Origin of the sequence: Clostridium beijerinckii, assembly GCF_018223745.1 — a bacterium.
GTDB lineage: Bacteria > Bacillota > Clostridia > Clostridiales > Clostridiaceae > Clostridium > Clostridium beijerinckii.
In genome coordinates this window covers 4,861,816-4,875,740 of record NZ_CP073653.1, presented here as the reverse complement: position 1 = coordinate 4,875,740, position 13,925 = coordinate 4,861,816, and the positions used below count along the sequence as shown (strand labels likewise).

Sequence of the window (13,925 nt, the reverse complement as noted above, 5' to 3'; positions counted from 1 at the left end):
TTATAGGCAATGGAGTCTTTCGTGTAAATAAACATGATGGCTCCTTTTTTATGGAATTAGAAATATATTAAGAAAATAAACGTTAATGGAGGGTTTTATAATGATAGAAGAATCAAATGTAAAATTAGTAACATCAATACCAGGTCCTAAATCAATAGAGATATTAGAGGAAAGAAAAAAATATGTTGCCGATGGAGTTTCAGTATCAACTGGTATTGCTATAGCTGAAGCAAAAGGAGCATTAATTAAAGATGTAGATGGAAATGTATTTTTAGATTTTGCAGCAGGAATTGGTGTTCAAAATGTTGGACATTGTGATCCTGAGATTGTTGAAGAGATAAAGAAACAAACAGAATTATTTATTCACCCAAGCTATAATGTAGTAACATATGAATCTTACGGTGCTTTGGCAAAAAAATTAACTGAAATAACAGTTGGAGATTACGAAAAGAAAGTAATGTTTGCTAATAGTGGAGCAGAGGCAGTAGAAAATGCTATAAAAATAGCAAGGACTTATACTAAGAAAACAGGAGTACTTTCAGCTACTGGGTCTTTCCATGGTCGTACAAATATGACTATGTCAATAACAAGTAAATATAAACCATACAAAAATGGTTTTGGACCATTTGCACCAGAAACATATAAATTTGATTTCCCTTATTCGTATAGAGCACCACTTGGAGTTTCAGAAGAAGAATATGCAGATGAATGTATTAATAGACTAAAAACTATGCTTAAAACAACACTTTCTCCAGACATGATTGCATGTTTAATAATTGAGCCGTTACAAGGTGAAGGTGGATTTGTAGTTCCATCTGCAAAATACATGAGAGAATTGCAAAAAGTTTGTAATGAGAACAATATAGTATTTATAGTTGATGAGATACAAGCAGGATTTGCAAGAACAGGAAAAATGTTTGCACATGAGCATTATGGTATAGAACCAGATATTATCACTATGTCAAAATCAATAGCTGCTGGAGTACCGCTAAGCGCAGTTGTGGCTAAAAAGGAAATAATGGATTCAGCATGTGTTGGTGGAATTGGCGGAACATATTCTGGAAGTCCTCTTGGATGCGTAGCAGCGCTTAAAGTTATTGAGAAGATTGAAAAAGAAAATCTATGTGAAAAATCATTAAAACTTGGCGGATATATTATGGAAAGACTAAATGAGATGAAGGAAAAGTATACAGTTATAGGTGATGTAAGAGGCTTAGGTGCAATGGTAGGATTAGAATTTGTAAAAGATAGAAGCACAAAAGTGCCAGCAGCAGATTTAGTTAAATCTATAATTAAAAAATGTTATGAAAATGGTGTTATATTCTTAAATGCAGGTATACTTGGAAATGTAATTCGTTTCCTACCACCACTAGTTATGACAGATGAACAAGTTAAATATGGAATTGATGTATTGGAAGAATCAATAAAAGAGTGTATATAAATAATATTCAAATATTTTGGAAAGTAATTTTATATATGGCATGTAAAAAAGTTTGACAATAAAATATCCAAGTAGTAATATTAGATTAAAGCAAAGAAGCTCACACAGTGGGATTCTTTGCTTATTTTTTGTATAAAAGAAAATTTTTTTACAATAATAATATTAATTTAGATTGTTTTTACAGAATAGGTTTTTGAGTGTGAGCATATGGAGGGGAACATGGTAGAAACGGTAGTATCTTTAGGATTAGCGGTTGATGAAAAGTTAGTAATCAAAAAAAATAGACTTACGTCAGTAAATATTAATGAAAAGGCTAAAAGAATATGTATTATAACAGGTCTTCATGGAGATGAACTTGAAGGTCAATATGTATGTTATAAATTAATAAGAAAAATTAAAGAAAATATTAAATACTTAAATGGAATTGTTGATATATACCCATCTTTAAATCCGCTTGGAATAGATTCAGTACATAGGGGAATGCCAACATTTGATTTAGATATGAATAGAATATTTCCAGGATCTGAAAGCGGAGCAATGGCAGAACATGTTGCAGCTAAAATTATTGAAGATATAGAAGGGGCTGATATATGCATAGACCTGCATGCAAGCAATATATTTTTGAGAGAAGTGCCTCAAGTTAGAGTGAGTGAGCATATAAAGGAGAAATTAGTACCTTATGCAAAGCTGTTGAATATGGATTTTATATGGGTTCATCCAGAGTCTACTGTTCTGGAATCAACACTTACATATAGCTTAAATAATAAAAATATACCAACATTGCTTGTAGAGATGGGGGTTGGAATGAGAATTACACAAGAATATGGGGATCAATTAGTGGAAGGTATATTTAATTTAATGAAAAAATTGGACATATGGAATGGGACAGTAAATCCTGTAAGAGACCCCATAATATCAACTGAAAAAGAAGTGAATTTTATAAATGCTAATTCATCAGGAATATTTATGCCTTGTGTAAAACATTTGGATGAAATAAAAAGAGAAGAAAAAATTGGAGAGATTTTTAATTCCTTAACTGGAGAGATAGAAGAAGAGGTTATTTCATCTTGTGATGGAGTAGTATTTACATTGAGAGAATACCCAGTTGTTTATGAAGGATCACTTATTGCGAGGGTACTTGGAGGTGTAAAATGATAAAAGAAATAATATATACATTAAAGTCACCTCATAGAGATGATATGAGAATAACAGGATATAAATTTGGAAAAGGTGGAAAGTCAGCATGCATAGTAGGTGCAATAAGGGGAAATGAGATACAGCAATTATATACGTGTTCTCAATTGATTAAAACTTTAACTAAGTTAGAGCAAAGGGGAGCAATCTCAAGACATAGCGAAATCCTTGTGATTCCTTGTGTAAATCCTCATTCAATGAATATAGGAAAAAGATTTTGGACAATGGACAACACTGATATAAATAGAATGTTCCCAGGAGAAGTGAATGGGGAAACAACTCAGAGAATTGCAAGTGGTGTTTTTGAACAAGTTAAGGATTATACGTATGGAATACAGTTTGCTAGTTTTTATATGCCAGGAGATTTTATTCCGCATATAAGGATGATGGAAACAGGATATCAGAGTCCAAGTCTTGCAAATTTATTTGGACTTCAGTATGTATTAATTCGTAAGCCGAAACCTTATGATACCATGACATTAAACTACAATTGGCAGATGTGGAATGCAAGTGCCTTCTCTTTATATACAAATGCAACAGATCAAATTGATGAAGTTTCTGCCAAACATGCAGTAGTGGCTGTATTAAGATTTTTAACTAGAATGGGAGTTATAAAGTATACTAGTCACAGTGGATACATAGCTAGTGTTTTGCAGGAAGATGATTTGCTTTCGGTAAAGACTACTACAGGTGGAATATATAGAAGGTTAAAAAATCCAGGAGATGGAGTGGAAAGAGGCGATGTTCTTGCAGAAATAATTCATCCATATGAAGGTGAAATTATTGAAAAAATTACATCTCCTACTGATGGAATAATCTTTTTTGCTCATAAATCACCAATGGTCATGGAAAATGTGGTTGCATATAAAATAATAAGAAGACTTCATGAGTAAAATTTACATAACTATTATGAATATTAGCTTTTGATAATTGAAAGTTATATTCATGGTGGTTATTTTTTTGTCATAAATTTTAAATGATATTTTGATTAATGTAATAATAAGTATTACATAATTATTATAAAGTATTAAGAAGTATATGTTTTCAGGAAGAATATATTTAAAAATAGTATTAACTTTTATTGACATATGATCATATAATTGATACTATAAATATACTAATTATATAGGAATTGTAGGAATTATAGGAGGTAACAATGGATAGTACATTTTTTTCGAAATTTATAATGATAACAAGCTATAAACCAATAATATTTATAGCAATTTTAATAGGTCTATTCTATGGACTTTATAAGTTAGAAAAGGCTGGATTAAACTTTTCAAAACGTATGATTATTTCAACTGTGGTAGGATTATTACTTGGAGTTATAATACAATTTATAGCAGGATTTCCGAGTAATACAGGAGATGTTGTTTGGATAGGTGAGGTTACAAAATGGTATGGGCTAGTAGGAAATGGATTCATGGACCTATTAAAAATGTTAGTAGTACCATTAGTTTTTCTTTCAATGTTAAAAGTTATAATAAACATGGATGAAAAACAAAGTTTAGGAAAACTTACTTCTAGATCAATATTTGTTTTATTAGGAACTACAGCTATTGCTTCAATAGTTGCTATAATAATCGGGAATTTATTTAGACTTGGCGTTGGAGTTGAAGCAATCCAAAGTAAAGCTGAATTAAAAGAAATAACATCTTTTGTAGATACTATGAGAGGACTTTTACCAGCAAATCCAATAAAAGCAATGGCAGATGCAAACATAGTGGCTGTTGTTATATTTGCAGCATTTCTTGGAATAGCTATAAGAAAACTAAATAAGACTAACAAAGATATTATAAAACCAGCAATAGATGTTATAGAGGCATTCTATAACATAATGACTACTGTAGCTAGAACAGTTATCAGATTTATGCCATATGCTGTATTACCACTACTTTCAAATACAGTTGCATCAAATGGAATATCAGCAATAATAAATGTGGTTAATTTCATAGTTGCTTTATATGTAAGTGTTATTATTGTATTTGTAATTCATCTTGTAATAATTTCACTTAATGGCTTAAATCCTATTCAATATTTAAGAAATGTAATTGAGCCGTTAGTTTTGGCTTTTACATCTAGATCAAGTCTTGGAACTTTACCAGTTACTATTGAGACTTTGAATAAAAAAGTCGGAGTTGAAAAAGGAATTGCAAGCTTTGCAGGAAGCCTTGGAGCTAATATGGGAATGAATGGCTGTGCTGCTATATATCCAGCATTAATGGCTGTTACAATTGCAAATATGTCTGGAACTCCAATGGATTTTAGCTTCTACGCTATGCTGGTAATTACTATAATTATAAGTTCCTTTGGAATAGCTGGATTACCAGGAACAGCAATAATGTCAGTATCAGTAGTAATATCAGGAATGGGAATGGGAAGTTTCTTCCCTCTTGCAGGAGGAATACTTGCAATAGATCCGATATTAGATATGGCGAGAACAGCGCTTAATGTTGATGGATCAATGGTTACAGCAGTAACAGTTGCTAAGAGCTTTAATGAATTGGATAAAGATGTATTTAATAATGTTCAAGATAAAGTTATAGCAGAAGGAAATTAAAAAAATAGAATTAAGATATTAAAGACCATTAGGTGAGAATATAAATCACCTAATGGTCTTTTTGAATTGAGAGTGTACTAAAAAAATTATTGACAAAACTGTTCATACTGTATATATTGTATATATACAGTATGAACACAAAGGAGGCGAAGTAGTAATTTGAAAATATTACTTTCTAATAAATCTGATTTGCCTATTTATGAGCAAATTAAAGCTCAAATAAAAGAACAAATCCTGTCAGGCGAAATTTTAGAAAATGAGTTTTTGCCATCAATAAGACAGCTGGCGAAGGACTTAGGGATAAGTGTTATTACCACAACCAGAGCTTATTCTGACCTTGAAAGTGAAGGGTTTATAGCAACTCTTAGAGGAAAGGGAAGTTATGTACTTCCTAAGGATAGCGAAATGGTAAGGGAACAATATTTAAAGAAAATAGAAGAAGCCCTCATGGTTGCTATTGAAAATGGGAAACTAGCAAATATATCTAATGATGAATTGGTGGTTATGCTAAAAACATTGGCAGATGAGCAAATTACATAAAGTGAAACTTTTCAGATGGAGTTTTATACTCAAGCTGAATTTAATTGAACTTATCCAGTAGCATGTAGCCGTTATAAGGGAGTGTTACGGATGCTAGCTATCGGATAGAATATGTGGAAGTTTAATTATTACAATACACGTTATTATTAAGAATATGATTTTAAGGAGTAGGGAAATATGAATGCACTTGAAATAAAGAACTTAAATAAAACATTTGATGGCTTTGAACTTAAAAATATAAATTTGGAATTGCCAAAAGGTTATATATTAGGATATGTGGGACAAAATGGTGCTGGGAAAACAACGACTATAAAACTTATAATGAATCAATTGAAAAAAGATAGTGGAGTAATAAAAGTATTTGGCAAGAGTTATGAGGATGGAGAAGAAGTTTATAAGGACATGATAGGATTTATCGGAGATGAATGCTACTTTCCAATAAATTTTACATTAAAAGATGTAATTAATACACTCAAAGATTTTTATACTTCATTTGATGAAAGCAAATTTAATGAATATGCTGGAAAATGGAACCTTCCTTATAAGAAAAAAATAAAAGAATTTTCAAAGGGAATGAAAGTTAAATTATCTTTTGCAAGTATTTTATCAAGAAATACAAAACTTCTTCTATTAGATGAACCAACAAGTGGCCTTGATCCAGTAGTTAGAAATGAAGTTTTAGAGATATTACAGGAATATATAGCAGATGGAGAAAAAAGTGTTCTATTTTCAACCCATATAACAAGTGATCTTGAAAAGATAACAGATTATCTATTCTTTATTAATAATGGAGAAAAGGTATTTTATGATATAACAGAGAATGTACTAGAAAATCATCTATTGGTTAAAGGTGGTCTTGATGATTTAACAGAAGAATTAAAAGAGAAGTTAATTGGATATAAGTCTTCTAATTTTGGATTTGAAGGATTAATTGATTCAAAGAATAGAGAGTATATAAGTAAAGATTTGTTAGTAGAAAAACCATCGATGGATGACATTGTGATATTTTATATCAATGGAAAAAGGGATCAGTAATAAAATATTCTATGCATATACGTTGCAAGAATAATTCTCTATCATAATTCTAAAAATATTGCAAGAATTTTAACTGGAATTGTGAATTGTGACATATATATTATGTTTTAGTATTAATTCTATGTAGAATTTATAAAGAGAAAGAGGTTCTAAAATATGAGTAGATCAATAAGTTATTTAAAATTTGATTTAAGATTAATAAAAGAAAGTATTAAGCTTTATGTGTTAGCTCCAGCAATATTTTGTGCTTTATTTATGTTTTCAGGAGAAACATACACTATGGCATTATCATATTTATTTTTCTTTTTAATAATTTTAGCAACAGTACCATTTAGTACTCAAGGTAATGAAAAAAGTACTCAAATGTATTATATGTTTCCTGGTAAAATTTCTGATATGGTTCTTGGTAGATTTTTATATTTAATAGGTGTAGCTTTGTTTATATTTCTCATTAATACATCTATTGTGACTTATCTATATCAGATTAGTAGAGTTCAAAACTTTGAAGTTCTAACAATGTTCTTTTGCGGGTTAATGAGCTTAATAACTTGTTTTATTCAATATCCTATATATTATAAGTTTGGGATGGAAAAAGGAAAAGCAATATCAATATTAGTATATCTGTTACCTGCATTTTTCATATTTGCGTTACCATCATTTTTGGTCAATAAGGATGGTTTTATATTAGAGAATTCTTTAGATTTTATTATAAATAATAAGTTAATATTAATAATTATCAGCATGTTAGTCACAATAATTATAGGATATATTTCATATAAAATTTCATATAAAATTTGTAAAGCAAAAGAAATATAGTGTGTAAAGATATTTGTTAAAAAATATTTAGAAATATTAAGTATAAATTAAGGTAAATTTAATATTTTTTTCTATCATTTATTAATGAAAAATATGTATAATAGAAATATGATGAAAAGTAAATTATTAACATACATTGTATTTTTATCATCAAGTGAAACTTTATTCAGGTGGGGGGTGATCCCCATCTGAATCTTAGTTGAACTTATCCAGGAGCGTGCAGCCGTTATCTCAGGCTTAAAGAAGTGGGAGTTTTACGGATGCTAGCTATCGGATAAATATGAGTATTTACAGGGGGAAAGAAAAATGAAAATGAAAAAAACTTTGGCATTCATTATGACAGCAGCGTTAACTGTTGGAACAATGGCTGGATGTAGCCAAGCAACACTTAATTATGCACAGGAACTTTCAAATACGGCTAAATGGGAAGCAACAACATCAAGCATTGATGGAGACTTAAATATCAATGTAAAAGGAAAAGATGGGACTGAAACAAAACAAGAAATAAAATTTGCAGCTACTGGATATACAGCAAAAGATAAATCATATGTTGATATGACATTTACTGATCCAGCAGGAAAACTTAATATTCCAGAACTTAAAGCATATTCAGATGGAACTACAAGTTATATAAATAAGAGCTTTTACCAAGGGATATCTTCTTTAACTGGACAAAGCGCTCCAACAGGTTTAAATAATATAACTCAAGAGTATATAGGAATTGATACTCAAGCATCAGGTGTTGATACAACAAAATTAAAAGCACTAATGACTCAACCAGATGGAATGGTTGAATTCGGAAAGATGATATTTGGAGGAAATGCTGATCTTGATTTACCTTTCGTTCAAAATGGAAGAGAATATACAATAAATCTTGATGCAGATAAAACTGTAGATTTAGCCGCAAAAGCATTAAAAGCAACAGCTAATAATTTAGATAATCTTAATAGTACATTTAAGTTAGGATTGCCAGCTGAAAGTATTACACAGATGAAAACTGCTGCTAACAGCACAGAATTTGATAAATCATTACCTGAAATTAAGGCATCATTATCTGGAACAACTATTAATTCAAAAGAAGTGTTCACAGATAATGATTATAGCTCAGATTTCAATATGAATTTACAAATTAAAGATTTTGGAACTATTGCATTAACTATGAAAACAACAGATACTAAGAGTGATGTAAAAGGGATAACTTTCCCAACTAGCACATTAAAAGTTTCTCAAGAAGAGTTTAACAAATTAATGATTCCAGCAACAAACACAACTATAGCATCATCTACAAATGTAGTATCAAAATAATATTTTAAAATAAAAGCAGTATAAAAAAGAACCACTTCCTATCAAGCAGATAAGGAGTGGTTCTTTTTTTGAATATATTTTTAGAATTAAAGTAAATTTTTGTATGAACATATTGTTTTGAACAATGAAAGATGTTAAGATAATTTTGTTCAAAATATGAACTGGATGGAGGGGAAAAATGAGTAAAGTAAGAACAGCAGTAATTTTAGCAGCTGGAATGGGATCAAGATTGCAGGATATAACAAAGGATATGTTACCAAAAGGATTTATAAAGGTAAATGGGAAAAGCTTGATAGAAAGATCTATTGAGAAATTACGAAGTCTAGGCATAGATAAGATTTATATAGTAACAGGACATTTGCATGAATTTTATGATGAACTAGCAAAAGATAAAAATTATATAGAAACAAGAAAAAATAGAAAATATAAAGCTACTGGCAGCATGACCTCACTATCAATTCTTGAAAATGAATTAAAAGAAGACTTTTTGTTACTTGAAAGTGATTTAATATATGAGGTTTATGCACTAATAAAGACTATAAATTTTGAAGAAAATGATTGTATTTTACTAAGTGGAAAAACAGATTCCGGAGATGAATGCTTTGTAGAAGTTAGAGATAATAACTTATATAAAATATCTAAAAGAAGAGAAGAAATAGGACATGTATATGGGGAATTGGTTGGGATTTCTAAAATATCATTAGCGTTGTATAAGGAAATGTTGAAGCAATATAAAGAATTTAATAGAAAAATATATGATTATGATAGTATTTTTGAAGATAAGTGCGAGGTGACAAAGAAATACGATTATGAGGATGCAATATTTGATTCTGCTAAAAAAAGAAAAGTAGGATATCTAAAGATTGAAAATTTAGTATGGGGAGAAATAGATGATAAAAATCATCTTGAAAGAATAAAGAAATCAATCATACCAAAGCTAGAAAAAATTTCAGAAGAGAGAGCAGTATAGAGGAAAATGTTTGGATGTGTTCTAGGTTAATAGATTTTTTATAGTTAAGTTTTAACATCTAGAAATATGCATATAAAAATGCAGAAAATAGGAGAGTGTGAAAGAATATGAAAACAGTTTATGTTGCTATGAGTGCTGATATAATTCATCAAGGACATTTAAACGTACTAAATGAAGCAAGAAAATTTGGAGATATAATAGTGGGATTGCATACAGATGAGGTTATAAGAGGTTACTGGAGAAATCCAATAATGAAATATGATGAGAGAAAAGAAGTGATTAGTAATATTAAAGGCGTTATATCTGTAGTTCCTCAAGAAAGCTTAGATCAAGTTCCAAACCTTCTTAAAATTAGACCTAACTATGTTCTTCACGGGGATGATTGGAAGGAAGGCTTGCAAAAAGAATTAAGAGAAAAAGTTATAGAGGTGTTAAAACAATGGGAAGGAGAACTTATAGAAGTTCCATATACTAAAGGTGTTTCTATTTCAAAATTAGATGAAGAATTAGCTCAGATAGGCATAACACCTCAAAAGAGGATGAAAAGTCTAAAAGAATTAATTTATTCAAAAAAACCACTAAGAATACTTGAGGCTCATAATGGTTTAACGGGACTTATTGTTGAAAAGACTAAAGTTCAAAAGGATGGGAAAATAAAAGAGTTTGATGGAATGTGGATTAGTTCATTATGTGATTCAACAGCTAAGGGAAAACCTGATATAGAATTGGTAGATTTAACATCAAGATTAAATACAATTAATGATATTTTAGAGGTAACAACAAAACCTATAATAGTTGATGGTGATACAGGAGGACAAATTGAACATTTCGTCTATACGGTTAAGACTTTAGAGAGATTAGGCGTTTCAGCTATTATCATTGAAGATAAAACTGGTCTTAAGAAAAATTCATTATTTGGAACAGAGGTGCAGCAAACGCAAGATACAATAGAACATTTCTGTGACAAAATAAGGGCTGGGAGAGAGGCGAGAGTAACTAGTGATTTTATGATAATTTCAAGAATTGAAAGTTTAATTGCAGGCGCTGGAATGGATGATGCTATAAAAAGGGCTAAAGCTTATATTGAAGCAGGAACAGATGGAATCATGATTCATAGTAAAGAGAAAGATGGAAGAGAAATCATTGAATTCTGTAGAAGATACAATGAGTTTGAAAAAAGAGTACCTTTAGTAGTAGTCCCAACTTCATATAATTTTATGAAAGAGGAAGAGTTAATGGAATTAGGAGTTAACGTTATTATTTATGCAAATCACCTGATAAGAAGTGCATATCCAGCAATGGTAAATACAGCTAAAAGCATTTTAGAGAATGAAAGGTCAAAAGAGGCTTCAATCAACTGTATGCCTATAAAAGAAATACTTACTTTGATTCCAGGAGGAATGTAAAGAAATTAATTAAACAACTGAAATTATAAATATTTGAGCGCTTGTTCCATTTGCTTACTATTAAAATATTATATTTGGAGTATGCCTAAAATATAGTTTTCATAAGCGTAATATTAAAGGAGTTAAAAAGAATGATTGAAGTAAAAGAGTTTTATAATGAGCTATTAAATAACAATATAGATTTCTTTACGGGTGTTCCAGATTCTTTACTAAAGTCTTTTTGTGCATACATTAAGGAAAATGTAAGTAGCGAAAAGAATATAATTTCAGCTAATGAGGGGAATGCAATAGGAATAGCGGCGGGATATCACTTAGCAACAAAGAAAATTGGCCTAGTATACATGCAAAACTCAGGTCTTGGAAATGCATTAAATCCACTTGCATCACTTACAGATAAATTGGTTTATAGTATACCAGTGCTTTTAATAGTTGGATGGAGAGGTGAGCCCAATAAGAAAGATGAACCTCAACATAAGAAACAAGGACTTGTTACAATAGAAACATTAGACATTCTAAGCATTAAATATGATATTTTAGATAATAATACAAGCAATGATGAAATGAGGAAAAAGATAAGGAAAGCAAATAATTATATGAAGGAGAATAACGAGCCCTATGCATTGGTAGTGAAAAAAGATACTTTTGATGAATATCAAATAAAGTATGATGAGACTTTGAAATTAGAAATGACTAGGGAAGATGCTATAGAAATATTAATATCTAAAGCGAAAGAAAAATCAGTTGTAGTATCGACAACTGGAATGGCTTCTCGTGAGCTTTTTGAATTGAGAGAAAGATATAATGGAGATCATAGTAAGGATTTTTTAACAGTAGGATCTATGGGACATGCATCTCAAATAGCATTGGGGATTGCATTAAGCAGAAAAGACAGAGATGTTTATTGTATTGACGGAGATGGTGCTTTAATAATGCATCTTGGTGGTTTAGCTATAATAGGAAATCAAAATACAGATAACCTTAAGCATATTTTGATAAACAATGGAGCTCATGATTCAGTAGGAGGTCAGGAAACCGTAGGATTTAAAATAGATACTTTAGCAATTGCTAAAGCTTGTGGATATAAGAAATTCTATTCGTGTAGTTCAAGAGATGAATTACTCAGGTTATCAGAAAAAATAAGAAATGAAAAAGGTCCTATATTTTTAGAGATAAAAGTAAAAAAAGGTTCAAGAAAAAATTTGGGAAGACCTACAACAACACCAATTGAAAATAAAGAAATGTTTATGAAATTTTTAGAGAATTAATATACATGTAACAAAAATAATTCTTCATTACAATTTTAAAAATATTTCAAGAATTTTAGAATTGTGAATTATGAAACGTGCATTGTGAATTGCAACATATATATGTTATAAAAATTTCAGTTCATTGAAGCCTGTTTTAAATAATTATAAATGCAAACAGGATACTTTGAATGAATTATATTATTTAGAATTTATGTATAAAAGAAAATAGACAGGCGGCTGAGATGTTGCTTTTGATAAAACTGTATAGGAGGAAATTAATTTGGAAATCAGAAGAAATATATTATTAAATCCAGGACCAGCTACCACATCGGATACAGTAAAATTCGCTCAGATTGTACCAGATATTTGCCCTAGAGAAAAAGAATTTGGGAGCATTATGGAGTTTGTATCAAGAGAACTTACTGAATTAGTAGGTTCAAATGAAAAGTATACAACTATATTATTTGGAGGATCGGGAACTGCAGCAGTTGAGGCGATTTTAAGTTCGGTAGTTGATAATAAAATAATATTGATAATTAATAATGGGGCTTATGGCAAGAGAATGTGTGAAATTGCAGAAATATATAATTTGAATTATATAGAATTTAAAAGCTCTCAAATAGAAACAATAAACTTAAAAGAGTTGGAAGAAGTAATTAAAAAGAATAATGAAGAAAGCAAAATAAATAATTGTGGAGCTATAAGCCATTTAGCGGTAGTTCATCATGAGACTACAACAGGGATATTAAATGACATAGAATTATTAGGTGAAATTTGTAAGAAATATAGTATTGAGATGATAGTAGATGCTATGAGTTCATTTGCAGGTATTCCTATAGATATGTATAAGATGAATATAAAATATTTAGCATCGAGTTCAAATAAATGTATACAAGGTATGGCTGGAATAAGCTTTGTAGTAGCAGATAAGAAGGCTTTGAATAATACTCAAAATATAAAACCTAGAAACCTCTACCTTAATATATACAAACAATATTCATATTTTAAAGATAATTATCAAATGAGATTTACGCCGCCAGTTCAAATACTTTATGCATTAAAGCAGGCGATAATAGAGGCTAAGGGTGAGACAATAGAGAAGAGATATAAGAGATATAAAGAGTGTTGTGAAATTTTATGGGATGGACTAGATAAACTCAATTTAAATAGACTAATAGATAAAAACATATCATCAATGCTTTTGACTTCAGTAATTGAGCCACAGATAAAAAATTATAAATTCGATAGATTACATGATTACTTATATAGCAGGGGATTTACTATATATCCAGGAAAGATATCTTCAGAAAACACATTTAGAATAGCTAATATAGGTGATATATATCAAGATGATATGAGGAGATTTGTAAAAATATTAGAAGAGTATTTTACAGGTATTATATAATAATAC

12 protein-coding genes are annotated in these 13,925 nt (G+C 29.9%); all 12 read left to right on the top strand.

The window, feature by feature from the left end; translation table 11 throughout:
• The first annotated feature begins 100 nt into the window (after nt 1-100).
• The 12 genes from gabT to KEC93_RS21950 all read left to right on the top strand — a co-directional run bounded on the left by gabT (nt 101) and on the right by KEC93_RS21950 (nt 13,919).
• The gene (gene gabT / locus KEC93_RS22005; protein WP_077868017.1) at nt 101-1,441 is read left to right on the top strand and encodes a 4-aminobutyrate--2-oxoglutarate transaminase; all 1,341 of its coding nucleotides are present in this window, start codon (nt 101-103) and stop codon (nt 1,439-1,441) included.
• Nucleotides 1,442-1,660: 219 nt separating this feature from the next.
• Entirely contained in the window at nt 1,661-2,596 is a 936-nt protein-coding gene (locus KEC93_RS22000) for a M14 family metallopeptidase (RefSeq protein ID WP_077868018.1), read from the top strand.
• Nucleotides 2,593-3,528: a M14 family metallopeptidase gene (locus KEC93_RS21995; protein WP_012060502.1), complete on the top strand. Its 936-nt coding sequence runs from the start codon at nt 2,593-2,595 to the stop codon at nt 3,526-3,528. The genes KEC93_RS22000 and KEC93_RS21995 overlap by 4 nt, the downstream gene beginning before the upstream one ends.
• Before the next feature lie 263 nt (nt 3,529-3,791).
• On the top strand, nt 3,792-5,195 hold the full coding sequence (locus KEC93_RS21990; RefSeq protein WP_023973548.1) for a cation:dicarboxylate symporter family transporter: 1,404 nt from the start codon (nt 3,792-3,794) through the stop codon (nt 5,193-5,195).
• Nucleotides 5,196-5,354: 159 nt separating this feature from the next.
• Nucleotides 5,355-5,735: a GntR family transcriptional regulator gene (locus KEC93_RS21985; RefSeq protein WP_017212540.1), complete on the top strand. Its 381-nt coding sequence runs from the start codon at nt 5,355-5,357 to the stop codon at nt 5,733-5,735.
• A 177-nt stretch (nt 5,736-5,912) separates the two neighbouring features.
• Nucleotides 5,913-6,770: an ABC transporter ATP-binding protein gene (locus KEC93_RS21980; RefSeq protein ID WP_023973547.1), complete on the top strand. Its 858-nt coding sequence runs from the start codon at nt 5,913-5,915 to the stop codon at nt 6,768-6,770.
• 156 nt (nt 6,771-6,926) lie between these two features.
• Entirely contained in the window at nt 6,927-7,586 is a 660-nt protein-coding gene (locus tag KEC93_RS21975) for an ABC-2 transporter permease (RefSeq protein WP_077868019.1), read from the top strand.
• 306 nt (nt 7,587-7,892) lie between these two features.
• Nucleotides 7,893-8,891, top strand: a complete 999-nt coding sequence (locus tag KEC93_RS21970) for a hypothetical protein (RefSeq protein WP_077868020.1) — start codon at nt 7,893-7,895, stop codon at nt 8,889-8,891.
• Between the two features lie 178 nt (nt 8,892-9,069).
• A complete protein-coding gene (locus KEC93_RS21965; protein ID WP_023973544.1) occupies nt 9,070-9,861 on the top strand; it encodes a phosphocholine cytidylyltransferase family protein in 792 nt (263 codons plus the stop codon).
• Nucleotides 9,862-9,968: 107 nt separating this feature from the next.
• Entirely contained in the window at nt 9,969-11,267 is a 1,299-nt protein-coding gene (gene aepX / locus KEC93_RS21960; RefSeq protein WP_077868021.1) for a phosphoenolpyruvate mutase, read from the top strand.
• 131 nt (nt 11,268-11,398) lie between these two features.
• A complete protein-coding gene (gene aepY, locus KEC93_RS21955; RefSeq protein WP_077868022.1) occupies nt 11,399-12,532 on the top strand; it encodes a phosphonopyruvate decarboxylase in 1,134 nt (377 codons plus the stop codon).
• Between the two features lie 268 nt (nt 12,533-12,800).
• Nucleotides 12,801-13,919: a 2-aminoethylphosphonate aminotransferase gene (locus tag KEC93_RS21950; protein ID WP_172462704.1), complete on the top strand. Its 1,119-nt coding sequence runs from the start codon at nt 12,801-12,803 to the stop codon at nt 13,917-13,919.
• Nucleotides 13,920-13,925 lie beyond the last annotated feature (6 nt).